At 70.5% G+C, this 24,199-nt stretch carries 27 protein-coding genes; 9 read left to right on the forward strand and 18 right to left on the reverse strand.

What is annotated here, in order from left to right:
- The first annotated feature begins 152 nt into the window (after nt 1–152).
- Nucleotides 153–881, forward strand: a complete 729-nt coding sequence (locus EFL95_RS12485; protein ID WP_123234268.1) for a hypothetical protein — start codon at nt 153–155, stop codon at nt 879–881.
- A 15-nt stretch (nt 882–896) separates the two neighbouring features.
- Here EFL95_RS12485 and pgsA read toward each other — a convergent pair whose 3' ends face one another.
- From pgsA to EFL95_RS12510, 5 genes are all read right to left on the reverse strand, one after another.
- Nucleotides 897–1,499 carry a CDP-diacylglycerol--glycerol-3-phosphate 3-phosphatidyltransferase gene (gene pgsA, locus EFL95_RS12490; RefSeq protein WP_123234269.1) on the reverse strand — a complete coding sequence of 201 codons (603 nt, stop codon included), beginning with the start codon at nt 1,497–1,499 and terminating at the stop codon, nt 897–899.
- A 53-nt stretch (nt 1,500–1,552) separates the two neighbouring features.
- Nucleotides 1,553–3,010 carry a 30S ribosomal protein S12 methylthiotransferase RimO gene (rimO, locus tag EFL95_RS12495; RefSeq protein ID WP_123234270.1) on the reverse strand — a complete coding sequence of 486 codons (1,458 nt, stop codon included), beginning with the start codon at nt 3,008–3,010 and terminating at the stop codon, nt 1,553–1,555.
- Nucleotides 3,011–3,047: 37 nt separating this feature from the next.
- Nucleotides 3,048–4,829 carry a RodZ domain-containing protein gene (locus tag EFL95_RS12500; RefSeq protein WP_123234271.1) on the reverse strand — a complete coding sequence of 594 codons (1,782 nt, stop codon included), beginning with the start codon at nt 4,827–4,829 and terminating at the stop codon, nt 3,048–3,050.
- Nucleotides 4,826–7,354, reverse strand: a complete 2,529-nt coding sequence (locus EFL95_RS12505; protein WP_123234272.1) for an FtsK/SpoIIIE family DNA translocase — start codon at nt 7,352–7,354, stop codon at nt 4,826–4,828. Before EFL95_RS12505 ends, EFL95_RS12500 begins: the two co-directional genes overlap by 4 nt.
- Nucleotides 7,355–7,477: 123 nt before the next feature.
- Complete coding sequence (locus tag EFL95_RS12510; protein WP_123234273.1) at nt 7,478–7,984, reverse strand: mycothiol transferase; 507 nt, start codon at nt 7,982–7,984, stop codon at nt 7,478–7,480.
- 117 nt (nt 7,985–8,101) lie between these two features.
- Between EFL95_RS12510 and EFL95_RS12515 the strand changes: the two genes are divergently transcribed.
- Nucleotides 8,102–9,505 carry an RCC1 domain-containing protein gene (locus tag EFL95_RS12515; protein WP_123234274.1) on the forward strand — a complete coding sequence of 468 codons (1,404 nt, stop codon included), beginning with the start codon at nt 8,102–8,104 and terminating at the stop codon, nt 9,503–9,505.
- Nucleotides 9,506–9,518: 13 nt separating this feature from the next.
- Here EFL95_RS12515 and EFL95_RS12520 read toward each other — a convergent pair whose 3' ends face one another.
- From EFL95_RS12520 to dapA, 4 genes are all read right to left on the reverse strand, one after another.
- Nucleotides 9,519–10,031 carry a hypothetical protein gene (locus tag EFL95_RS12520; RefSeq protein WP_123234275.1) on the reverse strand — a complete coding sequence of 171 codons (513 nt, stop codon included), beginning with the start codon at nt 10,029–10,031 and terminating at the stop codon, nt 9,519–9,521.
- A 72-nt stretch (nt 10,032–10,103) separates the two neighbouring features.
- A complete protein-coding gene (locus EFL95_RS12525; protein ID WP_123234276.1) occupies nt 10,104–10,766 on the reverse strand; it encodes a hypothetical protein in 663 nt (220 codons plus the stop codon).
- Between the two features lies 1 nt (nt 10,767).
- Nucleotides 10,768–12,459: a ribonuclease J gene (locus EFL95_RS12530; protein WP_123234277.1), complete on the reverse strand. Its 1,692-nt coding sequence runs from the start codon at nt 12,457–12,459 to the stop codon at nt 10,768–10,770.
- Nucleotides 12,456–13,364: a 4-hydroxy-tetrahydrodipicolinate synthase gene (gene dapA / locus EFL95_RS12535; RefSeq protein WP_123234278.1), complete on the reverse strand. Its 909-nt coding sequence runs from the start codon at nt 13,362–13,364 to the stop codon at nt 12,456–12,458. The genes EFL95_RS12530 and dapA overlap by 4 nt, the downstream gene beginning before the upstream one ends.
- Nucleotides 13,365–13,481: 117 nt before the next feature.
- On the opposite strand from dapA, the gene EFL95_RS19245 reads away from it, so the two are divergent.
- Nucleotides 13,482–14,141 carry a hypothetical protein gene (locus EFL95_RS19245; protein WP_148045041.1) on the forward strand — a complete coding sequence of 220 codons (660 nt, stop codon included), beginning with the start codon at nt 13,482–13,484 and terminating at the stop codon, nt 14,139–14,141.
- Nucleotides 14,142–14,145: 4 nt separating this feature from the next.
- Here the strand turns inward: EFL95_RS19245 and EFL95_RS12545 are convergent, their stop codons facing one another.
- A complete protein-coding gene (locus EFL95_RS12545) occupies nt 14,146–14,520 on the reverse strand; it encodes a hypothetical protein (protein ID WP_123234280.1) in 375 nt (124 codons plus the stop codon).
- A gap of 47 nt (nt 14,521–14,567) precedes the next feature.
- On the opposite strand from EFL95_RS12545, the gene EFL95_RS12550 reads away from it, so the two are divergent.
- Complete coding sequence (locus EFL95_RS12550; RefSeq protein WP_123234281.1) at nt 14,568–15,473, forward strand: LLM class flavin-dependent oxidoreductase; 906 nt, start codon at nt 14,568–14,570, stop codon at nt 15,471–15,473.
- Here the strand turns inward: EFL95_RS12550 and EFL95_RS12555 are convergent.
- The 3 genes from EFL95_RS12555 to EFL95_RS12565 form a co-directional block, all read right to left on the reverse strand.
- Nucleotides 15,470–16,399, reverse strand: a complete 930-nt coding sequence (locus EFL95_RS12555) for an ML domain-containing protein (protein ID WP_123234282.1) — start codon at nt 16,397–16,399, stop codon at nt 15,470–15,472. The genes EFL95_RS12550 and EFL95_RS12555 overlap by 4 nt on opposite strands.
- Nucleotides 16,400–16,516: 117 nt before the next feature.
- Complete coding sequence (locus tag EFL95_RS12560) at nt 16,517–17,008, reverse strand: dihydrofolate reductase (RefSeq protein WP_123234283.1); 492 nt, start codon at nt 17,006–17,008, stop codon at nt 16,517–16,519.
- Nucleotides 17,005–17,799 (reverse strand): thymidylate synthase, encoded by a 795-nt coding sequence (locus EFL95_RS12565; RefSeq protein ID WP_123234284.1) that lies wholly within the window; start codon nt 17,797–17,799, stop codon nt 17,005–17,007. The genes EFL95_RS12560 and EFL95_RS12565 overlap by 4 nt, the downstream gene beginning before the upstream one ends.
- An 88-nt stretch (nt 17,800–17,887) precedes the next feature.
- Between EFL95_RS12565 and EFL95_RS12570 the strand changes: the two genes are divergently transcribed.
- Nucleotides 17,888–18,724, forward strand: coding sequence for a hypothetical protein (locus EFL95_RS12570; protein ID WP_148045042.1), 837 nt, complete (start codon nt 17,888–17,890; stop codon nt 18,722–18,724).
- On the opposite strand, the gene EFL95_RS12575 is transcribed toward EFL95_RS12570, so the two are convergent.
- Genes EFL95_RS12575 through paaA form a run of 5 tightly spaced genes read right to left on the reverse strand, consistent with a single transcriptional unit; the run spans nt 18,725 to nt 22,142 of the window.
- Nucleotides 18,725–19,801, reverse strand: coding sequence for a 2Fe-2S iron-sulfur cluster-binding protein (locus tag EFL95_RS12575; protein ID WP_123234286.1), 1,077 nt, complete (start codon nt 19,799–19,801; stop codon nt 18,725–18,727).
- Entirely contained in the window at nt 19,798–20,286 is a 489-nt protein-coding gene (paaD, locus tag EFL95_RS12580; protein WP_123234287.1) for a 1,2-phenylacetyl-CoA epoxidase subunit PaaD, read from the reverse strand. Before paaD ends, EFL95_RS12575 begins: the two co-directional genes overlap by 4 nt.
- Before the next feature lie 5 nt (nt 20,287–20,291).
- The gene (gene paaC, locus EFL95_RS12585) at nt 20,292–20,960 is read right to left on the reverse strand and encodes a 1,2-phenylacetyl-CoA epoxidase subunit PaaC (protein WP_123234288.1); all 669 of its coding nucleotides are present in this window, start codon (nt 20,958–20,960) and stop codon (nt 20,292–20,294) included.
- Nucleotides 20,944–21,225 (reverse strand): 1,2-phenylacetyl-CoA epoxidase subunit PaaB, encoded by a 282-nt coding sequence (gene paaB / locus EFL95_RS12590; protein WP_123234289.1) that lies wholly within the window; start codon nt 21,223–21,225, stop codon nt 20,944–20,946. The genes paaC and paaB overlap by 17 nt, the downstream gene beginning before the upstream one ends.
- Entirely contained in the window at nt 21,222–22,142 is a 921-nt protein-coding gene (paaA, locus tag EFL95_RS12595; RefSeq protein ID WP_246004928.1) for a 1,2-phenylacetyl-CoA epoxidase subunit PaaA, read from the reverse strand. The genes paaB and paaA overlap by 4 nt, the downstream gene beginning before the upstream one ends.
- 99 nt (nt 22,143–22,241) lie before the next feature.
- Between paaA and EFL95_RS12600 the strand changes: the two genes are divergently transcribed.
- From EFL95_RS12600 to EFL95_RS12615, 4 genes are all read left to right on the forward strand, one after another.
- Entirely contained in the window at nt 22,242–22,781 is a 540-nt protein-coding gene (locus EFL95_RS12600) for a GNAT family N-acetyltransferase (protein WP_246004929.1), read from the forward strand.
- 2 nt (nt 22,782–22,783) lie between these two features.
- Entirely contained in the window at nt 22,784–23,488 is a 705-nt protein-coding gene (locus EFL95_RS12605; RefSeq protein ID WP_123234290.1) for an AzlC family ABC transporter permease, read from the forward strand.
- Complete coding sequence (locus tag EFL95_RS12610) at nt 23,485–23,790, forward strand: AzlD domain-containing protein (protein WP_123234291.1); 306 nt, start codon at nt 23,485–23,487, stop codon at nt 23,788–23,790. The genes EFL95_RS12605 and EFL95_RS12610 overlap by 4 nt, the downstream gene beginning before the upstream one ends.
- 62 nt (nt 23,791–23,852) lie before the next feature.
- Nucleotides 23,853–24,050, forward strand: coding sequence for a hypothetical protein (locus EFL95_RS12615; protein ID WP_148045043.1), 198 nt, complete (start codon nt 23,853–23,855; stop codon nt 24,048–24,050).
- Nucleotides 24,051–24,199: the final 149 nt, after the last annotated feature.

Here is a 24,199-nt window from a genome sequence, read left to right on the forward strand (position 1 = left end):
GGCCCGGGTCGGCTAGTGTGCGCTGCACGGCGGTCTAGTTCACCGTTGAGACCGGTCTGGACCATCGTTCCGGAACCGCGCCGGACCTTAGGGGTTTCGGGGCGGCCCGGCCGACACTGGAGCGGTACAACCCCGGAGAATTCGGAGGATCCATGGGCGAGATGGACATGGGCGACCAGAACGGCGCGCCTCTCGAGGCCGACACCACGACCGCCGAGCAGGTTTCACGCGAGGACTGGGCCGAGCAGCGCCGTGCCGAGGCGCGCGCCCACCTGGATCCCCCTTCGCACTTCGACACTCCTTCCTGGCTCGGTCCGAGCCAGCGGGAGTACGTGCCGCCGCAGGTCCCGGTCCAGCCGGAGCCGGTGCACGACCAGCTGCACGTGTACGCCCCGACCCCGATCGCCGACTCGGTCCCGGACGCCGCGCACTGGGTCGAGCACCGCAAGCCGCGGTTCTTCGTCGGAGCGCTCCTGAGCCTCGCGCTCCTCGGAGCCGTGGCCTCGCTCGTCTTCGCGATCGTCGCCCAGTCCGTCATCGCCGTCGGCGCGCTCGTCGGGTGCGCCGTCATCGCGGTGATCTTCCGCGGCGCCCTGATGTCGTCGGCGCTGACGACCGTCGACCTGAAGAGCTCCACGCTCAAGGTGCGCGAGGGCAACGAGCTCAGCGTCTTCAACCTGGCTGACCCGGCCACCCGGGTCGAGGTGACGGGGACGCCGGGCAGCAGCTCCTGGAAGGTGGTGCTGGAGTCGGTGCACCACCGCGAGATCGTGCTCACCGCGGCGAACGTGAACCCGGTGGAGTTCGACACGATCCTGCTGCACTACCGGGCCGTGGCCGAGCGCGAGCGCCAGGACCGGCACGACCGCTACAACCGCTGACCCGTTCGAGGGCGCTCAGGCCGGCTGGTCGCTGGCCGTACGCCGGTAGCGGACGACGTCGCGGACGAACTCCGCGCCCGAGGTCATCGTGAGCACGACCGCAACGGCGAGCAGCACGATCGCGAGCCACCAGACGATCTCGCCCGGCACGTCCCACCCGCCCGAGAGGTAGTGGAAGGGCGCGATCAGGCCGCCGAGAGCGAGGGCCTGCGCCATGGTCTTCACCTTGCCGCTCTGGTTCGCGGCCATCACGACCTGCTTGGCGATGGAGAGCCGCGCGACGGTGATCCCCCACTCCCGGATCAGCACCGGGACGGTGATCCACCACATCACCGGGTAGATGATCGAGAGGCCGACGAAGGCCATCCCGGTGATCGCCTTGTCGGCGATCGGGTCGGCGATCTTGCCGAAGTTGGTGATCAGGTTGTGCTTGCGGGCCAGGTCACCGTCGATCTTGTCGGTGATCATCGCGAGCGCGAACAGCACGTAGGCGACCCACCGCCACCCGGCGCTGTCGCCGCCCTCGTGGAGCAGCGCCCAGCCGAAGAACGGGACCATCACGATGCGCAGAGTGGTCAGGGCGTTCGGCACGTTCCAGTTCGACTGCGTCTCTGCCATCGTGCTCCCCTCCCTCTCCTCGCGCGGTGCGTCCGCGGTCGACCTGCCTGGCCTCAGACCGGCTCGGCGACCAGGTCGACACCCTCGGTGGCGGTAACGACCGCCTCGATCATGTCACCCACCCGCACGTCGACGGACAGCCCGGTCAGCGTGGTGGACCCGTCGACCTCCGGACCCTGGCACGCGGCGCGTCCTTCGGCCAGCAGATTTCCGGTTCCGTCCTCGTCCTCGAGGGCCTCGACCAGGACGACGACACGCTCCCCGATCCGCTCCTCGGCGCGCTGGGCGGTGAGCTCGTCGGTCAGGGCCCGCAGGTGCTCGACCCGCTCGGCGATCGCGTCCTCGTCCAGCTTCCCGTCGTAGGTCTCGGCCTCAGTGCCGTCCTCGTCGGAGTAGCCGAACACGCCGATCGCGTCGAGCCGCGCCTCGGTGACGAAGTCGCAGAGGGTCTCGAAGTCCGCCTCGGTCTCGCCCGGGAAGCCCACGATGAAGTTCGACCGAACGCCGGCCAGCGGCGCGTGCTTGCGGACCTCGGCCAGCAGGTTTCCGAACGACTCCGGATCTCCGAAGCGTCGCATGGCCCGCAGCACGGTCGGCGAGGCGTGCTGGAAGGACAGGTCGAAGTAGTCCGCCACTCCCGGCGTCGTCGCGATCGCCGCGACCAACCCGGGACGGGTCTCGGCAGGCTGCAGGTAGGAGACCCGCACCCGCTCGACACCGTCGACGGCCGCGATCTCCGGAAGCATCGTCTCCAGCAGGCGGATGTCGCCGAGGTCCTTGCCGTAGGACGTGGAGTTCTCCGAGACCAGGAACAGCTCCCTGACGCCCTGCTCGCCGAGCCAGCGCGCCTCGGCCAGCACATCGGCGGGTCGGCGCGAGACGAAGGAGCCGCGGAAGCTCGGGATCGCGCAGAACGAGCAGCGCCGGTCGCACCCGGACGCGAGCTTGAGCGGCGCCATCGGGCCGCCGTCGAGGCGTCGCCGGACCGCGCGCGGACCGGTCTGCGGGGCACCGGTCCCGATCTCGTCCACGGTCGCGACCTCGAAGCTGTGGCCGGGGACGACGACGTCGACCTCGACCCGCTCGGTGGGCGTGATCGGGAGCAGCTTGCGACGGTCGGACGGGGTGTGCGGGTGCTGCTGGTCGCCGGCCAGGATCGAGCGCAGCCGATCGGCGATGTCCGGGTAGGCGTCGAAGCCCAGGACCGCGTCCGCCTCGGGCAGCGAGTCGGCCAGCTCGGCGCCGTACCGCTCGGCGAGGCAGCCGACCGCGACCACGGACTTGGCCTGCCCGGAGTCCTTCAGGTCGGCGGCGGCCAGCAGCGTGTCGACCGAGTCCTTCTTGGCGGCCTCGACGAAGCCGCAGGTGTTGACCACCACCGTCTCGGCGTCCGACGGGTCCTCCACGAGCAGGAATCCGCCGGCCTCGAGCTGTCCGGCGAGCTCCTCGGAGTCGACCTCGTTGCGGGCGCAGCCGAGGGTCACCAGGGCGACAGTGTGGGGCTCAGTCATATCCGACAGAAGTATGCCGGTCCGGGGCGGGCTGGTCCTAACCGAACGACTTGGAGCCCTTGACCCCTGCCGTGCCGACGGTGCCCCGCGCCTTGCCCCGGACGGTGATCTCCACGGCTCCCGCGTTGTCGGCGGTCACCTTGAACGGGGCGAGACCGACGATCTTGCGTGCCTTTCCGAGCCCGAGGTCCCCGGACCACAGCACCTTGTGGGTACGGTCGCGGACCACCACGTGGGCCGGTGCGTGCGCGGCGGAGACCGTCATCTCGGTCGTCTTCATCAGCGGCGACGTGATCGGCTTCTGGTTGGCCGCGAGACCCGCGGTCTGGCTGCTGCCGTCCGGTGCGGCGGTCAGGTGCTCCGGGTCACCGGCGAACAGGCGGGCCAGTCCCCAGACCATGGTCAGGCACAGCACCGAGCCGATCAGCAGGCTCCAGCGAGGTCCGCCGAGCGTGGCCCGCATGCCTCCCGACAGACCCGAGGACAGCTCGGCCTCGAAGACGCGGCGGGCGTTGATCGGCGCCTGGGCGTAGCGCTCGTCGTAGGTCTTCATCAGCGGGTCCAGGGTCAGTCCCAGCACGCGCGAGATCGCGGTCAGGTGGCCGCGGGCGTAGAAGTCGCCACCGCACGGACCGAAGTCGTCGACCTCGATCGCCTCGAGCACGTGCGGACGGATCCGGGTGCGCTGGCTCAGCTCCTCGATGCTCATGTCGAGCATCTCGCGGGCGTGCAGGACCTTCGGGCCGATCACCGGCACCAGTGCCGGCACGACCGGGTCGGCGAAGTCGTCGATCAGCACCTCGATGTCGACCGGGAACTCCTCGAGCGGGGCGTCCATCGCGGAACGCTGCTCGGGAACGTCGGGGACGGCCTCGGGAGTGATCTCCACGACCGGAGCCTCGATCCGGACGTCCACCCGGGTCGGGCGGTACAGGTCCCGCAGCGGTGCGACGGGCTCGGGCAGGAGCGGCTCCTCCGGCGGCGGCGGGAGCTCCTCGACCTCCATCTCCGGCTCGACGATCTCCGGCTCGACGATCTCCGGCTCGACCAGCTCGAGCTGGGGCTCCGGGTCAGGCTCGGCCAGGTCCTCGGGCTCCACGACCTCACCGGTGACGACCTCGGGCTCGTCCCAGCCGTCCTGCGGCGGCGCGGTGAACGTGATCGCGTCCGGGACCCAGGTCGGCGCCACCAGCGGCTCGGGCCGCTCCTGGACCGGCGGCTCGTCCAGGTTCGAGAGGTCGCGTCCGCGCAGGCTGACCACCTCGGTGCGCCCGGCGGCGTGCAGCTCCAGGTCGGCGGCGAGGTCGGTGCTGTCGGTGACGGTCGCCATCCCGAGCGGGAAGGCCAGCTGGGCGCCGTACCAGAGCTCGTTCCAGCGCAGGTGCGCCTGCGCCACCGAGCCGAGTCCGTCGAGCAGTCGGGACGGGTCCCGCAGCACCACGACCATCCGCCCGTCGCGCAGTGGCGACTCGGCGTACTCGACGACGACCTGACGCACCGCGGACCACGGGAGCCCGCGCCAGGTGTAGCCGATCCGCAGTCGCAGACCCTGGTCGTCCGCGACCACCACGGGAAGCCGGGCTGCGGCCAGGGCCGGCAGGTGCCAGCCCGCGACCAGGACCATCAGCAGCCCGATGATCACGTCGAACGGCGAGGAGCCGCGGATCAGGTAGGCCAGTCCGAGCAGCATCGCCAGCCCGCCCACGACCCCGCTGAGCAGGACGTTGCGGCGCAGCGACACCACGTCGTGGTCGTCGGCGTCGAAGTGCGCGTTGCTGTGCGAATTCCTGTGCGAGCGTGCGTGCGTCGTGGTGCTCACATCTCCCCCTGGAGTGTCGCGATGACCGCGTCGAGGTCATCAGGCTTGATCAGCACGTCGCGTGCCTTCGAACCCTCGCTGGGGCCGACCACTCCCCTGCTCTCCATGATGTCCATCAGTCGCCCGGCCTTGGCGAAGCCGACCCGCAGCTTGCGCTGCAGCATCGAGGTCGAGCCGAACTGGGTGGACACGACCAGCTCGATCGCCTGGACCACCAGGTCCAGGTCGTCGCCGATGTCGTCGTCCAGCTCGCGCTTGGCCGCGGCCGGCGCGGTGACGTCCTCGCGGTACGTCGGCTGGAGCTGGTCCTTGCACTTCTTCACGACCTGGTGGATCTCCGCCTCGGTGACCCAGCTGCCCTGGACGCGCACCGGCTTGGAGGCGCCCATCGGCAGGAACAGTCCGTCGCCCTGGCCGACCAGCTTCTCGGCACCCGGCTGGTCCAGGATGACCCGGCTGTCGGCCAGGCTCGAGGTGGCGAACGCGAGCCGCGAGGGCACGTTCGCCTTGATCAGGCCGGTGACCACGTCGACCGACGGACGCTGGGTCGCCAGCACCAGGTGGATGCCGGCGGCACGCGCGAGCTGGGTGATCCGGACGACCGAGTCCTCGACGTCGCGCGGGGCGATCATCATCAGGTCGGCGAGCTCGTCGACGACCACCAGCAGGTACGGGTACGGCGCCAGCACCCGCTCGCTCCCGGCCGGGACAGTCACCTTGCCGGCCCGGACGGCCTTGTTGAAGTCGTCGATGTGTCGGAAGCCGAAGTTGGCCAGGTCGTCGTAGCGCATGTCCATCTCGCGCACGACCCACTGAAGCGCCTCGGCCGCCTTCTTCGGGTTGGTGATGATGGGCGTGATCAGGTGCGGGATGCCCTCGTAGGCGTTCAGCTCGACCCGCTTGGGGTCGACCATGATCATCCGGACCTCGTCCGGGGTCGAGCGCATCAGGATCGAGGTGATCATCGAGTTGATGAAGCTCGACTTGCCGGAGCCGGTGGCACCGGCCACCAGCAGGTGCGGCATCTTCGCCAGGTTCGCGACGACGAAGCCGCCCTCCACGTCCTTGCCCAGGCCGGCCACCATCGGGTGGTGGTCGTTGCGCGCGGTGTTCGAGCGCAGCACGTCACCGAGGGAGACGATCTCCTTGTCGGTGTTCGGGATCTCGACACCCACCGCTGACTTGCCGGGGATCGGCGAGAGGATCCGGACGTCCGCCGAAGCCACCGCGTAGGCGATGTTCTTCTGGATGTTCATGATCTTCTCGACCTTGACGCCCGAACCGACCTCGACCACGTAGCGCGTCACCGTCGGACCTCGGGTGTACCCGGTGACCTGGGCATCGATGTCGAACTCCTCGAAGACCGCCTGCAGGCGCTCGACGACACTGTCCGAGGCGGGGGTGCGCGCCTTGTGCGCGCTGCCCTCCTTGAGGATGGTGCTCTCCGGCAGCGTGTAGGTGATGTCGCCGGACAGGCTGAGCTGCTCCACCCGGACCGGGAGCGGGGTGTGCGGCGGCGGCTCGAGGTCGGCCTTCGGCTCCTCGATCTCGAGGTCGGCCTTCTTGCCGCGCTTCTTCACCTCCCGGTCTTCCAGGATCGGGGTGTCGTAGGCGGCGTCCCCCATGTCCGGGTCGACGTCGTCGGCGAAGACCCCGACGCGCGAGCGGCGTCGGCCCTTGGCGACAGGAGCGGTGTCCTCGGTGTCCTCGGCCTCTTCCTCGACAACCCGGCCGAGGATCCGGTCGCGCAGGTACCGCAGCCGGACGGGAACCTGGTAGACGGGGGTCGCGGTGACCACCAGGACACCGAAGACGCTGAGCAGCACCAGCAACGGGACCACCACGTAGCCGGTGTGCAGGAGGTCGCCGAGCAGCTTGGCGACCACGAAGCCGATCGCGCCGCCCGCCTTCTGGAGGTCGCTGGTGTCACCGAGCTTCGGCTCGGGCGAACCGTTGGCGATCTGGACGATGCCCAGGACGCCGAACAGCAGCGCCGCCCAGCCGACGACCTGACGGCCCGCCGGGCCGTTGGCGTCGGGGTCGCGCAGGTTGCGCCAGGAGATGTAGACGAGCATCAGCGGCACGAACCAGGCAAGCAGCCCGACCGAGCCGGCGACGACCGCGCGGGTGGCGTCGAAGATCCCCCCGGGGACCTGCCACCAGACGGCGGCGGCGACGACGACCGAGAGAGCGATCAGGAACAGTCCAGCGCCGTCGCGCCGGTGCTCCGGCTCGAGGTCGCGAGCGCCCTGACCGATCCGGCGCGCGCCGGAGCCGATACCGCCGGCCACACCGAGCCAGACGGCGGAGACGCCGTGGCCGAGGCCGGAGAAGGTACGCGAAACGGGACCAGGGCCGTTGCGGACCGCTCGCGGAGCCGGGCGCCGGTTCTTCGAGGCGCTCTTCTTCGCAGGCGGCTTGCGCTTGCTCTGGCTGCCGGACGGCCGGGACCGCGAAGTCGAAGCACCCTTGGTAGCGGTGCTCCTACTGCGCGACGCCGGCGGGGAAGACGTACGGGTCGCCATGGTCGCAATGTACCCGCCAGCCACACGTGTCCCACGTGTCCCACGCCGTGTTTTTCGCACCAGCGAAATCCGGACAAGTGCCCCGTTCCGCCCGGGTTGTCAGGCGAGCCCGTCGCGCGGGGATCAGCGGCGGTCGAGGATCCCGCGCAGGTACGCCGCCTGGGCGACGTGCTGGACCATGTCGTCGACGATGCTGACCATCCGCACCCCGAGGGTGACCGGCGGGTCGTAGTCGGCGTCCACCACCTCGTCGAGGGCGGCCGGCCCGAGCGTGCCGAGGTAGCCCGTCAGCACCGGCTCGACCTCCGCGTAGTAGCCCGCCAGCAGGTCCCCCGCGACCCGGACCTGGGCCACCTCCTCGGCGGTCTGCCCGTAGCCGTGCGCCTCGGGGCCGAACGGGAGCCCGAAGCGGTCGTACCAGCCCCCGGCGACCCAGCGGGCCTCGGTGCCTGCGTAGACCGCGCTGTACTCGTCCGCGACCCGGGTCAGGTGCCAGAGCAGCCACGCGATCGAGTTGGCCCCGGGGTCGGGGCGCCACGCCAGGTCGTCGATCCCGAGCCCGTCGACGATCTGCGGTACCTGCTCGGTGACCCGGCCGAGAGCCTCGAGGTAGACCTCTCCAACGTCCATGGGGCCACTCTGCTCCTCGTCGCGCGAACCGGGAACCTCCGAGTCCTTACGAATTTCTCTCAGATCGACCTGGGGAAACGGCCGACCCGACCGTTTCGCGGGTGCGAAACTGCCGTCATGCCCGCACCCCAGTTCTCGGTCCGGAGCGGCGCCGTCGGCACCGTCCTCGCCCTCGTGGTCGCACTCCTCCTCACCGGCGCCCCGGGACCTGCGTCCGGTGCTTCCGCGTACCAGGTCTGGACCGCTGCCTCGAAGACCCTCGTGGTGCGCGGGACGCCGGTCACGATCTCCGGGTCGGTCGGCCCGTCGGCGGCCGGGCACACCGTGGTGCTGCAGCAGTACGCCGGCCGCTGGACCTCGGTCGCGTCCGCGAAGCTGAGCAGCACCTCGCACTACTCCTTCAGGAAGGCCGTCCCCCTGGGGTCGACGGCGTTCCGCGTGACCAAGGCCGCGAGCTCGACGAGGGCCGCCGGCACGAGCAAGGTCGTCCGGGTGGTCGGGGTCAAGCCGGGCTTCTCCAGCGTGACCAGCGGGCCGGGGCACACCTGCGCGCTCAAGTACGACCACACCCTGTGGTGCTTCGGCTCGAACTTCGACGGCCAGCTGGGACTCGGCACCACGAAGGAGGTGCCCTCCCTGCGCCGGATCGGGACCAGCTCCTGGTTGTGGGTGAAGGCCGGCTGGTTCAACACCTGCGGGGTGCGCACCGACCGCACGATGTGGTGCACCGGCCACAACGAGGACGGCGGTGCGATCGCCGGCCCGGGGCGGGACGCCTACCACTTCACCCAGATGGGCACGCGCCACGACTGGGCCGAGGTGACGCCCGGCAGCTACGGCGGCTGCGGTCGCACCACCGGCCAGGTGGCGCTCTGCTGGGGCAAGGGCTGGCACGGAGCCGACGGCACCGACACCTGGACGCCGTACCCGGTCGCCTACGCGAACTGGCTGCGGGTCGCGTCCGGACCGCGTGGCGACGCCCAGGGATGCGGGATCCGGCTCGGGGACCTGCTCTGGTGCTTCCACGAGAACAGCTCGCTGGAACCGTCGCCGTACGTGCTGGACTCGTCCAGGTGGGCGTCGCTGGAGTCCGGTTACGGACAGTCGTGTGGCCTCCACACCGCGAAGTCGCTGTGGTGCTGGGGCGACAGCACCTACGGCCAGTCCGGCCCCGGACCGACGAGCGACACCCCTCAGCACGTGGCCGCCGGCTCCTGGCGCAACGCCAGCGCCGGGTACCAGTTCTCCTGCGGCGTGCGCTCGGACGGCACCGCGTGGTGCTGGGGCTCGAACGAGTACGGCAAGCTCGGCACCGGCTCCTACAGCCCAGCGACCTCGCACACCCCGCTCCAGGTCGGCAGCTGGACGACGTGGGCGGTCGTGGACGCCGGCTACGACTCGGCGTGCGGCATCCGCACCGACGGAGCGCTGTTCTGCTGGGGCATGGTCACCGCTCCGGGCGAGGTCGCGGATCCGGACCTGCCGGCTCCGACCCACAACCACCCGGTCCGGATGGGCTGAGCCCGGCCGGCTTTCAACCGGCCGCGGCGGCTTCGAGGATCCGGGACGGCGTCAGGGCCACGGGGCCCCAGAGCTGGGCACGCTTGCGCCGGTAGAGCGCGGCCCGGGTCCGGGCTACCTCAGGGTCAGGAGGGCTGGGTAGCACCAGGCCCGGGCCGCCGCGCAGCGGGATGCCATCGAGCACCCAGGGCAGGTTGCCGCACGCCACCCGCGGCACGTCCTCCGCGGTCCAGCGGGTCGGCCAGGTCGCGGTGGTGTCGACCAGGATGTCGATCGCCTCGATCAGCAGCTCGCGCTCGTGACCGAGCCCGTCCTTGCCGAAGGCGACCGCGGCCTCGCGCATGGCTGCGGAGGCGGGGCTGATCCGGTCGGTGCCGGGACGGACGAGGCTGGCGAGCCAGGTCAGGTGGTCGGTGACGGCGCGACGGCGTTCCGTGGACATCCGAACCCGGGAGATGAGCAGGGCTCGGGCGCGCGCGAGATCGCGCCGGATCGCTGCTTCGGCGTACAGGTGCAAGGTCGTCATGCCCGTAGGAGCACCGAGCAGTCCGGATTGATACAGAAATCCCGAAAAGAATTTCGAGACCGCCTGATCCGGCTACATCTCGAGGAAGGTGTCCTCGTTCTCGCGGATCTCCTGCTCGAGGGCTTCGTTGAAGTCGTCGGTGACCTTCGTCTTGCTCGGCTTCGGCGCGATCGAGCCCCAGGCCCGGTCGATGGCGGCCGAGACGTCGATGAGCCGGGCCTCCTCGATGTGCGGCTTGGAGGTCTCCCGGGCGACGTACTTGGCCACGAACCGACGCAGCTCACCCTCGACGTTGACCACCCGCTGCATGATCGAGGCACGGATGCCCTCGGCCTGGACCTTGACCTGGATGTCCGAGGCCCGGGGCGGGTCGATGGTGATGAAGATCTTGACCTGGTCCAGGGCGCGCGCCGTCAGGGTGAGCGGCACCAGCAGCTCGGCGTGGAAGACGTGCGTCTCGACCTGGAGGTCCACCTCGAAGGTCAGCGAGACGGGGAGCTCGACGTGGTAGCTGATCTGCGGCCCGTCGACCGGGTGCGCGGTGGCAGCACCGATCTCGCCGTACGCCTTGACCTTGGCGATCTTGCCCGGGCCCACGCCCATCGGCCCGAAGTTGATCGGCTGGCCGGCGATGTTGTTGACCGCGCCGAGGATGCGCGACTGGCTGACGGCCTCGGCGAAGAAGTCCAGCCCCCACTGCTGGTAGCTGACGAACTCCGACTCTTCGATGGGCACCTCAGGCCTCCAGCACCACGGGGATGATCATCGGGCGCCGGCGGTGGGTATTGCTCACCCAGCGACCGATCACCCGGCGGATGGTCTGCTGCAGCTGGTACGGGTCGTCGGCGCCCTCGGTGACCGCCTTGGTGAGCGCGTCGATGATCGGCTGCTTGATCTCCTCGAAGGCGTTGTCCTCCTCCGCGAACCCGCGCGCGTGGATCTCCGGACCGGAGAGCACCTTGCCGGACTGGGAGTCGATCACCACGATCACCGAGACGAAGCCCTCCTCGCCGAGGATCCGGCGGTCCTTGAGGCTGGACTCGGTGATGTCGCCGACCGAGGTGCCGTCGACGAAGACGTAGCCGCACTCGACCTTGCCGGCGACCGCGGCCTTGCCGCCGACGAGGTCGACGACCACGCCGTCCTCGGCGATGACCACCCGGTCGGAGGCGACGCCCGCGGCGATCGCCAGGTCGGCGTTCGCCTTCATGTGCCGGATCTCGCCGTGCACCGGCATCACGTTGCGCGGGCGGACGATGTTGTAGCAGTAGAGCAGCTCACCGGCGCTCGCGTGACCGCTGACGTGGACCAGGGCGTTGCCCTTGTGCACCACGCGCGCGCCCCAGCGGGTGAGACCGTTGATCACCCGGTACACCGAGTTCTCGTTGCCCGGGATCAGGCTGCTGGCGAGGATGACGGTGTCGCCCTCCTCGATGTGCACGAAGTTGTGGTTGCGCTGGGCGATCCGCGACAGCGCGGACATCGGCTCACCCTGGGACCCGGTGGAGACCATCACGATCTTCTCCGGGGGCATGTCGGCCAGCTCCTTGGCGTCGACCAGGAGGCCCGGTGGCACGTTGAGGTAGCCGAGCTCCTTGGCGATGGCCATGTTGCGGACCATCGAGCGACCGACGTAGGCGACCTTCCGGCCGTGCTCGGCCGCGGCGTCCATGATCTGCTGCACGCGGTGCACGTGCGAGGCGAAGCACGCCACGACGATCCGCTGGCTGCTCTGGTGGAAGACCCGGTCCAGCACCGGGGAGATGTCCTTCTCGTGGGTGGTGAACCCGGGCACCTCGGCGTTGGTCGAGTCGGTCAGGAAGAGGTCGACGCCCTCCTCCCCCAGGCGTGCGAACGCGCGCAGGTCGGTGATCCGGCCATCAAGCGGGAGCTGGTCCATCTTGAAGTCGCCGGTGTGCAGCGCCAGGCCGGCGCCGGTCCGGATCGCGACCGCGAGGGCGTCCGGGATCGAGTGGTTCACCGCGACGAACTCGAGGTCGAACGGTCCGAAGGAGATCCGGTCGCCCTCGGAGACGATCGACTTCACCGTGTTCTTGAGCCGGTGCTCGCGGAGCTTGGAGTCGAGCAATGCCAGGGTCAGCTGCGAGCCGACCAGCGGGATGTCCTCGCGCTCGCGCAGCAGGTACGGCGTCGCGCCGATGTGGTCCTCGTGACCGTGCGTGAGCACCAGTGCCTCGACGTCGTCGAGCCGGTCCCGGATCGAGGCGAAGTCCGGCAGGATCAGGTCCACGCCCGGGTGGTTCTCCTCGGGGAAGAGCACCCCGCAATCGACGATCAGCAGGCGTCCGTCGTACTCGAAGACGGTCATGTTGCGCCCGACCTCGCCGAGCCCGCCGAGCGCGGTGACGCGCAGACCGCCGGCCGCGAGCGGGCCGGGGACCCCCAGCTCGGGGTGCGGGTGGCTCATGCCTCGGACTCGGGCAGCAGTCCGGCGTTCGCGAGGGCCTCGTGGACCATGCCGACCTGGTCGTTGTCGGCCTCGACCAGGGGCAGCCGGACGGTGCGGTTCTCCAGCACCCCCATCAGCTGCAGCGCGGCCTTCGCGGTCATCACGCCCGGAGCGTGGTTCATGATCGCGTCGACCACCGGCAGCAGGTCGTTGTAGATCGCGAGCGCGGTGGGCAGGTCGCCATGGTCGACGGCCGAGACCATCTCGGCGTACTGCCGGCCCGCGACGTGGGCGACGACCGAGACGACGCCGCAGCCGCCATGGGTCAGCCAGCCGAGGTTGAGCACGTCGTCGCCGGAGTAGAAGGCCAAGCCGGTGTCAGCCATGATCCGGGCGCCGCGGAACAGGTCACCGACGGCGTCCTTGACCGCGACGAACTTCTCGTTGCTGGCGACCCGCGCGTAGGTCTCCGGGGCGATCGTCACGCCGGTGCGACCGGGGATGTCGTAGAGCATGATCGGCAGGTCGCTGGCGGCCGCGACGGCCTCGAAGTGCGCCGCGATGCCTGCCTGGGTCGGCTTGTTGTAGTACGGCGAGACCAGCAGCACGCCGTCGGCGCCGGCCTTCTGTGCCTGCTCGTTGAGCTCGATCGAGTGCTCGGTGTGGTTGGTGCCGATGCCGGCCACGATCGTGGCCCGGTCCCCCACCGCGTCGATCACCGCACGCAGGATCTCGCCGTCCTCGGCGACCGAGGTGGTCGGGGCCTCGCCGGTGGTGCCGCTGACCACGATGCCGTCGTTCCCGTTCTCGACCAGGTGCGTCGCCACCCGGGCGACGCCGTCGAGGTCGACCGACCCGTCGTCCTTGAAGGGCGTCACCATGGCGGTGAGCACGCGACCGAGGGGTGCTGCAGGAAGACTCATGCCGCCTAGGTTAGTGCGCTGACGGCCCCGGTGGCGCGGCGGACGGGGCGAACGGGCGTCCCGGCCACCGGCGCGGCACGGGCCGTCGGCGCGGGCGCGCGGCCTAGGGTCGTGACCATGCGCCTGCGCTCGACCTCCGCCGCCGTCGCCCTGACCGCCGCGGCCACCTTGACGCTGACCGGCTGCGGCTCCACCCAGGAACCCACCGCCGACGAGCCGCCGACGACGGGCACCACGGCCACCGGGCACAGCACTCCGCACTCCGGCCCGACGAAGACCTCGACGCCGACGCCGAAGAGCACGCCGACCCAGACCGAGGGCGACGGTGACGGCGAGGACGACGACACCCCGGCCACCGCCGGCGGGGGCATCTGCGGCGACCTCTCGGCCGGCGAGGTCGGCGCCGTGGTCGGCGGGACCGTGAAGGGAGCAGCACTTCCGGGCGGTGGCTGCGGCTTCACCCAGGCATCGGCGAAGGCGCCGTCCGCGACGTTCGTCGAGAAGTCCCTGGCCAAGACCCCCGGAGGCATGGACGGCGCGAAGACCGAGGCGACCTCCTCGGTCGAGGGCGACCCCCACGACCTGTCCGGGATCGGCGACGCCGCGTTCGTCGTGACCGGCACTGCGTTCGGCGAGCCCGCGGTCCAGGGCGCAGGCGCCGTCCGGGTCGGCAACCGGATCATCAGCATCAACCTCACCCAGAGCGCCGGGATGAGCGCCAGCGCCGTGAAGGCCATGACGATCAAGCTGCTGAAGCTGGCCGCCTCCCAGGCCTGATCGGTCAGCCGAAGACGTCGCGCTCGCGGCGTCGGCGCACCAGCACCACACCGCCGATCACCAGCAGCTCGACGGCCAGCACGGCGCCGAGGTCGGCGGCCAGCCCCGGCCACTGGATGGTCACGGGGCTCTCCTGGACCGCGTCGAGCCCGACGCGGATCGGGAAGACCGGCTCGAGCCGCGTCTGGTCCTGGTGCAGCCAGGGCCACGGCAGGCCGAGTGCGACGGCCTTCTGGTCGGACTTGTCGGTGACGGTCGTCCGATCGAACACGGGTGTCATGCCGACCACGATGACGGCGATCAGCACCGGCAGGACCACGAGGAGGGCCCGGCGCAGAGGACTCTCCTCGGCCGGGACGTAGTCGGCGTTGCGGGACATGGCCGTCATGGTGCCAGCGCTGGACGGCGTCGACGTAGCCTTCGGGCATGAACCAGCCGAACGGTCAGGTCCTGAGCACCTGCATCCTCCCCTATCAGACCTGGGAGGGCGGCGCCCGCGCGAGCTGGCAGCGCGCCGAGGAGCTCGGCTTCGCCGCGGCGTACACCTACGACCACCTGTCCTGGCGGTCGTTCCGCGACGGCCCCTGGTTCGGCGCCTGGCCGACCCTCACCGCGGCAGCGGGCGCGACCGAACGGATCCGTCTCGGCACCCTGGTCACCAACCCGAACTTCCGGCACCCGGTCACGCTGGCCAAGGACCTGATCAGCCTCGACGACATCTCCGGCGGCCGGGTCACGCTCGGGATCGGCGCGGGCACCATCGGGTTCGACGCGACCGTGCTCGGCCACGAGCCGTGGAGCCCGCGGGAACGCGCTGACCGGTTCGCCGAGTTCGTCAACCTGCTCGACCGGTTGCTCACCGAGCCGGACGTCACCAGCAGCGGTCAGTTCTACTCAGCGAACGAAGCGCGCAACATCCCGGGCTGCGTGCAGCAACCACGCATTCCGTTTGCCATCGCCGCCTTCGGTCCGCGCGGCCTTGCGCTGACAGCGCGGCATGGCCAGGCCTGGGTGAGCACCGGTGACCCGTCCCTGTTCGAGACCGGTACGCCGGCGGAGTCCGACGCCGCGATCGCGGGCCAGATCGCCCGGCTCGAGGATGCCTGCGGCGCCATCGGCCGCGACCCGGCGAGCATCCGCAAGGTGCTGCTCACCGGGTTCACGCCCGAGGCGAACGCGTTTCTGGAGTCGACCGAGCGGTTCGCCGACTACGCCGGGCGCCACCTCGCGCTCGGGTTCGACGAGATCGTGCTGCACTGGCCGATCCCGGACTCGGAGTTCGACGCCCCGATGGCGACCTTCGAGGAGATCGCCACCGGGGGTCTCGGCTAGGGGTGCTCCGGGTAGGGCACGATCAGGTTCACGTTGCGCCAGGCGAACTGGTTGCTCGGGCTCTGCCCGTCGAACTGCGCGAAGTCGACCGACTGGTAGCAGAGCGACACGGTCCGCTTGAAGCTCACCGTCAAGGTCTTCGACGCGTGCACCGCCAGCACCGGGGTCGTGTAGGTGCCGGCGATGACGGCACGGGTCACGTCGACGGCACCGTCCTTGACCGTCACCGTCGAGCACTGCAGGTACTCGGAGTTCTCCAACCGTCCGACGATGGCGCTCGGTGACCCTCCGTCGTTCTGGAGCTTCACGCTGAACGTCGCGGTGGCGTTGTACGCGATCGCCGGCGAGGTCATCGCCTGCTGGTCGATCGACCCGCCGGTGTAGTTCTGGCCGCCCTGCTTCGCGTAGACGTCGTAGGCGAAGGTCCCGTACGTCGGCGCCTTCACGTCTGTCTCCGCGTAGGCGTCAGCCAGGTAGTTGCCGTCGGTCGAGAAGAGACCGAACGAGACCACGGTCTTGCCCTGCGGACTCCCGGCCGGGATCTTCACCTTCAACGTCAGCGGCTGGGTCTTCCCCGGCTGGATCGGCGCGGTGTAGTACCCGTCGTCGGTCAGCGGCAGCGGCGAGAGCAGGACCGACCCGGTGTACAGGTCGACGGTGGCGTGCAGCCCCTCCGTGAGGATCTTGATGTTGTACTGCGCGAGGCTGGTGCCGCGGTTCTTCACCAGCAGCTCGAACTGGTCGACGGAACCAGCGGCCACGTTCTCGGAGACGTACGCCGACGGGCCGCTGTAAACGCTGCCCGGGCCCTTGATGAGCAGGATCCCGTCCTGCGAGGCCGCGAACGACGGCGGCGTGGTGAGGATGGATGCCAGCAGCACCAGGACGGCACTGAGTGCGGCGAGCAGGAATCGACGAGCGGCCATGACGGCCTCCTGGGAGGGAGAAGAGGACCCGGACCGATCCATCAGATGGCCGCGTTTCGGAGACTGGCGAGCATCGAATTCACGGGTCTAGGCCAGCCGCCTCCTCACCTGGACCGGTCAGGCCCGCTCCCACCAGACGAATTCGTACGGGATGTCCGCATCCAGGTGCGGCTCCCGGCGTACCTCGGTCCACGCCGACCGGTCGAAGGCCGGGTACCGGGTGTCCCCCACGGGCGCGAGGTGCACCTCAGTAAGCACCTGGTGGGTGGCGTGCGGCAGCGCCGCGGCGTACACGCTGGAGCCTCCGACCACGAAGACCTCACCAGGCAGGTCAGCGGCGAGGTCGAGGGCCTGGTCCATTCCCGGTGCGACCAGGACGCCGGCGAAGCCCTCGCCCGGCGGCCAGGACGGGTCGCGGGTCAGCACGATCGTGGTCCGGCCGGGCAGCGGCCGGCCGATCGACTCGAAGGTCGCCCGGCCCATGATCAGGACGCCGCCCATGGTCAGTGCCTTGAAGTGGGCGAAGTCCTCGCTGATCCGCCAGGGGATGTCGCCGTCGGCGCCGATGACGCCGTTGTCCGCGACAGCGGCAACGAGCGTCAGGCTCATACCGCGATCGGCGCCTTGATCCCGGGGTGCGGGTCGTAGCCGCTGATCTCGATGTGCTCGAGGTCGAACGCGTCGAGCTCGGTGACCGACCGGTCCAGGTGCAGGGTCGGCAGCGGCCGCGGGTCGCGGGTCAGCTGGAGCCGGGCCTGCTCGAGGTGGTTGGTGTAGAGGTGGGCGTCGCCCAGGGTGTGCACGAAGTCACCGACACCGAGGCCGGTGACCTGGGCGACCATGTGCGTCAGCAACGCGTACGACGCGATGTTGAACGGCACCCCGAGGAAGACGTCCGCCGAGCGCTGGTACAGCTGGCAGGAGAGCTTCCCGTCCGCGACGTAGAACTGGAACATGGTGTGGCACGGCGCCAGCGCCATCTGCGGGATGTCGGCGACGTTCCACGCCGAGACGATGTGCCGGCGCGAGTCGGGGTTGCTGCGGATCTGCTCGACGACCTGCTTGATCTGGTCGACGTGGTGACCGTCCGGGGTCGGCCAGGACCGCCACTGGTAGCCGTAGACCGGTCCGAGGTCGCCGTTCTCGTCAGCCCACTCGTCCCAGATGGTCACGCCCCGGTCCTGGAGCCACTTCACGTTCGTGTCGCCACGCAGGAACCAGAGCAGCTCGGCGAACACCGAGCGGGTGTGGATCTTCTTGGTGGTCACCAGGGGGAACCCGGCCTCCAGGTCGAACCGCATCTGGTGCCCGAAGACCGACAGCGTGCCGGTGCCGGTTCGGTCGGACTTCTCGACGCCTTCGTCCAAGATCCTCTGCACGAGGTCGAGGTAGCTCTGCATGGAGCCAACCTACCTGCGCACCACCCCCGGCAGTGCCTCCGAACCGCGGGCGTCTGACACCACTTGTCGCCCGTGACAGACTCCGGCTGTGCTTCTGGGAATGGCATCGGCCCTGCTGGCCGCGGCGATGTTCGGCTCGATCGCCGCCATCCAGGCCTCCGTCATCCGCAAGCACGGGTTCTGGTCGGTCCCGATGCTCGGCGTCCTGGCGGCGTACCTGGTCGGCTGGGCACTGCACTTCGTGGCCATCTCCGAGCTCCCCCTCTACCTGGCCCAGGTCGGCGTCGGCTCCTCGCTGGTCGTCACCGCTGTGCTCGCCTCCTTCGTGATGGGCGAGCCGCTGCACCGCGGGCACTGGCTGGCGGTGGTCGGGATGGTCGTCGGCCTCGGCGTCCTCGCGATCGCCGCCGGCAAGGTCGGCCAGTCCCACTTCACCGACCGGACCACCGTCGCGCTCTACAGCCTGCTCGCGGTCACCGCCGTGCTCGGCTGGCTGGCCTGGCGCTGGCAGCACCGGCAGAGCGGCGTCGCCCTGGCGATCCTGGCAGGGTTCGCCTACGGCACCTCGCCGATCGCGACCCGCGCCCTGGTCGACTTCTCCTGGGAGCCGGACACTGCGGCGACGGCGCTCAGCATCGGGCTCTTCGGCTCGCTGGGCTTCGTCCTCTACTCGGTCGCCCTGAAGCGCACCTCGGTGACCGCGGCAACGGCGCCGCAGATCCTGCTGGCCACCGCCCTCCCGGCGACGGTGGGGATCGCGCTCTTCGACGACAAGGTCCGCGACGGCTGGTGGCCGTTCGCGATCGGCGCCTTCGTGATCAGCATGGCGGCGGGCGTGGTGCTCTGCGGGGCCGAGGCGGCGATCGACATGATCGAGGACGACGTGCTCGACGACGGCGCCGCCGACCTCGAGGACGCCAGCTAGCTAGGCGTCGTAGTCCAGGACGACCCGGTCCGAGGTCGGCCGTGACTGACAGGTGAGCACGTCACCGCGGGCGATCTCGTCCGGCTCCAGCGCCCAGGACGCGGCCATGGCGACCGACCCCTCCACGACGCGTGCCCGGCACGTCCCGCACACCCCGCCCTTGCACGCGTACGGCGCATCGCCGCGGGTGCGCAGCAGCGCATCCAGCACGGTCTCGCCGGCCGACATCCGGTACGCCGAGCGGCGGCCGCCGAGGCGCGCCTCCACCTCCACCGAGTCCAGGCCGGGAACCGCCGGCAGATCCGGCGCCGGAGCCGCGTCGGCATGGAACAGCTCGGTGTGGATGCTCCCGCCCTCGATTCCGTCCGCCAGCAGGGCGTCGCGCACCGTGGTCACCATGCCCTGGGGCCCGCAGAGGAACCAGCCGTCGACATCACCGAGCAGCGCCGTGCGGATCCGGGTGATCCCGTCGGCGTCGGGACGGACGGAGAGCAGCTCGCTCTCCTGCGGCTCGCGGGTGAGCACGTGCACCAGCTGCAACCGCTCGGGGTAGCGGTCCTTCAGGTCGGCGAGCTCGTCGAGGAACATCACGTCGCGCTGGCTGCGGTTGATGTCGACCAGGCTGACGCGCTCGACCGCGGGATCGGTCAGAGCAGCGGTGGCCATCGCCAGGATCGGCGTGATGCCCGATCCGGCCGCGACGAACCCCGGTCGGCGCAGACCGGGCAGTGCGGCTCCGAACCGCCCGGTCGGGGTCATCACCTCGAGCTCGTCGCCCGGACGCAGCCGGTCGAGCACGGCCCCCGAGAACGCACCACCGGGGATGCGTCGCACGCCGACCCGCAGCGGCGCGCCGGGCGCCGAGCAGACCGAGTACGACCGGCGCTCCTCGTCCTCGGGCACCCGGACGGCGACGTGCTGGCCCGGGGTGAAGGCGAACTCCCCCGCGAGCTCCGCGGGCACCTCGAAGCGCAGCGCGACCGCGTCGTCGGTCAGCTCCTCGATCTCCACGACCCGCAGCGGGTGGAAGGTGGGCCCGGCGAGGTGACCGGTCCGCCCGGTCTCGAGCGCGGTCACAGCGGCTTGAAGTAGTCGAAGGGCTCCCAGCACGACGCGCAGACGTACAGGGCCTTGCAGGCGGTGGAGGAGAACGGGCTCGCCTCCCGGGTCTCGCCCGAGCCGCAGTGCGGGCACCGCGGGGTGACCGGGCGCGTGCCCAGCGTCAGGTCCACCGGACCTCCGCGAACCGGAGCCGGCGGGGCCACCCCGTGCTCGGCCAGCCGCTGGCGGCCGGTCTCGGTGATGTCGTCGGTCGACCACGCCGGTGCGAGCACCGTGTGCACCACGACCTCGTGCGGACTGACGGCCGCGGCGATGTCGGCACGGATGGCGTCCATCGCCGGGCACCCGGCGTACGTCGGGGTGATGGTGACCTGCAGGACACCGTCGTGCTCGGTGATCTCGCGCAGGATGCCGAGGTCGGCGATCGTCACCACCGGCAGCTCGGGGTCGGCGACCTGCTCGATCCGGCGGCGCAGCTCATCGGCAACGGGGGTGCTCATCACGCTCACCAGGTCGCCCCCGGGTGAACGGCGGTGACCTCGCGCATCGTGCTCAGCAGCTCGTCGAGGTCCGCCGTGTGCTCCTGGCGCTCGACGGCCAGCACCGGACCAGGAACGCGCAGGGTCGCCTGCGTGATCACCGCAGTGGCCCAGTCGACGGCTTCCTGAGTCGGCGCCAGCTCGCCCCAGACCGCCCACTCGGCGTCCAGGCCGTCCTGCATCCGGCGGTGGGACTCCTCGGTCCCGTCCCCCAGCCGCACCGTCCAGGCCCGAGCATGGTCGCGGTGGTAGCTGACCTCCTTGACGGCCTTGGCGGCGATCGCCCCGAGGTCGCCGTCCGCCGCGGCCAGCGAGGAGTACAGCGCGTGCTGGTGGGCGGCGAGCAGCAACAGCCGGGCGATGGTCGCGCCGAAGTCGCCGTTCGGTCGCTCGAGCATCACGGCGTTGCGGAACGCCCCGGCCGGGCGACGGTAGGCCAGCTCGTCCTCGTCGCCGATCAGCGCGTAGAGCAGCCGGGCCTGGCCGAGCAGGTCCAGCGCGATGTTCGCCAGGGCGACGTCCTCCTCGATCGAGGGCGCGCGAGCGATCCATTCCGAGAGCCGGTGCGAGGCGACCAGCGCATCGTCGGCCAGGGCGAGCACCATCCCGGTGTCGACCTCAGAGCTGGAGCTCATCGGGAACCTCGTAGAAGGTCGGGTGCCGGTAGACCTTGTCGCCGGCCGGTTCGAAGAACGAGTCCTGCTCGTCAGGGCTGCTGGCGGTCACCGCGCCTGAGGGCACCACCCAGATCGAAACCCCTTCACCGCGACGGGTGTAGACGTCGCGCGCGTTGCGCAGGGCGAGCTCGGCGTCAGCGGCGTGGATCGAGCCGACGTGCGTGTGCGCCAGCCCGCGACGCGGCCGGACGAACACTTCCCAGAGCAGGCTGCCGTCGCTCATGCCGCACCCCGCGTGCCCTGCTTGGCCGCGTACGCCGCCGCTGCCTCGCGCACCCAGGCGCCGTCCTCGTGAGCTGCCACCCGGCGCCCGATGCGGACCTCGTTGCACGGCCCGTTGCCCGAGACGACCTCGCGGAGCTCGGTGAAGTCGATCGTGCCGAAGTCCCAGGAACCCCGCTCCTCGTCCCAGCGCAGGTCCGGGTCCGGAAGGGTCAGTCCGAGTGCCTCGGCCTGCGGCACCGCGAGGTCGACGAAACGCTGCCGCAGGGTGTCGTTGGAGAACCGCTTGATGCCCCAGGCGGTCGACCGTGCGCTGTGCGGAGACTCGGCGTCGGGTGGACCGAACATCATCAGCGAGGGCCACCACCAGCGGTCGACGGCGTCCTGGGCCATCGCGTGCTGGGCCGGCGTCCCGCGGCTCATGGTCAGCAGCGACTCGAAGCCCTGGCGCTGGTGGAAGGACTCCTCCTTGCAGATGCGCACCATCGCCCGCGCGTACGGGCCGTAGGAGCAACGCCCGAGCGGCACCTGGTTGACGATCGCGGCGCCGTCGACGAGCCAGCCGATGGCAGCGACGTCGGCCCAGGTCAGGCTGGGGTAGTTGAAGATCGAGGAGTACTTCTGCCGTCCGGTGTGCAGCGCCTCGAGCAGGTCGTCCCGGTCGACGCCGAGGGTCTCGGCGGCCGCGTAGAGGTAGAGCCCGTGCCCGGCCTCGTCCTGGACCTTGGCCAGCAGGATCGCCTTGCGGCGCAGACTCGGCGCTCGCGTGATCCAGTCGCCCTCCGGCTGCATGCCGATGATCTCGGAATGCGCGTGCTGCGCGATCTGGCGCACCAGAGTGGCCCGGTAGTCCCCGGGCATCTCGTCCCGGGGCTCGACCCGGTCCTGTGCCGCGATCAGTGCTTCGAACGTGCTCACGCCCCGAGGGTAACCCAGAAGTGTTACAGATTCATCGTTGTACGCCGTGCAAAGTGAAACATCCGCGACCGGCGTCGAGCACCCTGGTTGGATGGCCCGGTGAGTGCTGATGTCTCCTGCCGCGTTGCCTGGTCCGACGACGCCCCCGCGATCGCCGCGGTGCAGGTCCGGGCCTGGCGTGACTCCTACGCCGACCTGCTGCCCGCCGAGCTGCTGGCGGGCCTGAATGCCGAGGCGATCGCCGAGGGTTGGAGCGCCTCGCTGGCCCGGCCCGCCGACGCCCGCAACCGCGTGCTGATCGCCCTGGAGCGGAACCTGGTCACCGGGTTCGCGCTCACCGGGCCGGCCACCGACCCCGACCGCGATCCGGTCGCGGACGGCGAGATCACCGACCTCACCGTCGACCCGCACCAGCGCGGCAACGGTCACGGCTCGCGCCTGATGCAGGCCTGCGTGGACACGTTGAAGGCCGACCGGTTCAACCGCGCCGTGACCTGGCTCGGCGCCACCGACGACGCGACCCGGACCTTCCTGACCGCGGCCGGCTGGGCTCCTGACGGCGCCCACCGCACCCTCGACCTGACCGGCGACGGCAGCGTCACCGTCAAGCAGGTCCGCCTGCACACCGACCTGGGCTGACCGTGCCGACGCCCGACCCACCGCTGGACCCGGCCGAGCGACGCCGGATCGTCTCCGACTCGATCGCGGTCTCGGTCGCGACCGGCGCCTACGGCATCTCCTTCGGCGCGATCGGCGTCAGCAGCGGGCTCGACGTGCTCCAGACCTGTGCGCTCTCGCTGCTGGTCTTCACCGGGGCGTCCCAGTTCGCGTTCGTCGGCGTGATCGCGGCCGGTGGCGCTCCCCTGCTCGGCGCCGCCTCCGGGCTGCTCCTCGGCGTCCGTAACACCCTCTACGGGCTCCGGCTCGCCCCGCTCCTCGACTGGCACGGCGCGCGACGGACGGCGGCGGCGCACCTGGTCATCGACGAGTCCACGGCGATGAGTGTCACCCGCGACTCGACCGCCGCCGCCCGGGTCGGCTTCTTGACCACCGGGCTCGGCGTCTTCAGCCTCTGGAACCTCTCCACCCTGATCGGAGCCCTGGCCGGCGACGCACTCGGAGATCCCCGGGACTACGGCCTCGACTCGGCCGTCGGCGGCGCCTTCCTGGCCCTGCTCTGGCCCCGACTGAACACCCCGACCGCCCGGCTGACCGCAATCCTCGCCGCGGTCCTGGCGACGGTGCTCGTGCCGCTCACCCCGGCGGGCATCCCGGTGCTCGCCGCCGGGGTCGTCGCCCTCGGCCTCGGCCTTCGCGGCCGCGATGGCACGGGGGCGGACTCATGATCTGGCTCGGTGTCCTCGCCTGCGCGGTCGGCTGCTACGCGCTCAAGGTGGCCGGCCTGTCGGTGCCGGCGAGCGTCCTGGAACGACCCCTGGTCCAGCGGATCGCCGACCTGCTGCCCGTTGCCTTGCTGGCAGCGCTCATCGCCGTCCAGGTCTTCAGCGGGGACGGTCGCAGCCTCACCGTCGACGCACGGCTGGCCGGGCTCGGCGCCGCGGTCGTCGCCCTGTTGCTGCGGGCGCCGTTCCTCGTCGTGGTCGTGGCCTCGGCCCTGACGGCGGCGCTGATCCGGCTGGCTGGCTGACCTGCGGGGTGTCCGGATCTGCCGAGATCAGCATCGTCGCTGGCGGCACTCATACTGCTCACGTGAAGTTCTGGGCGTTCATCATCTTGATTTACCTGCCCGGCTTCTTGCTGATGTCGGCCCTCGCGACCAGGTTCACCCGCCGCCGCAGCAAGGGGAGGTATGTCTCGGGCTTCGATCGCGCTTGGGGCGAGCACCCGGAGTGGATCGTGCTGGCCGTGATCGCTGGCTTGGTCTTTGCGATCCTCACGGTCCGCTGACGTGTGCACGGATCTGCCGCTATGAGTGCGCGGATGCCATCATCTGCCGCGATCATTACCGGTGGCGTCCCGGCCACGCCGCATCCGGAGCCCAGAACAGACGAGGAGCTCCCACCCCCAGGGCAAGAGCTCCTCGCGCTTTCGATCCC

Origin of the sequence: Nocardioides marmorisolisilvae, from assembly GCF_003725775.1 — a bacterium.
GTDB classification, from domain to species: domain Bacteria; phylum Actinomycetota; class Actinomycetes; order Propionibacteriales; family Nocardioidaceae; genus Marmoricola; species Marmoricola marmorisolisilvae.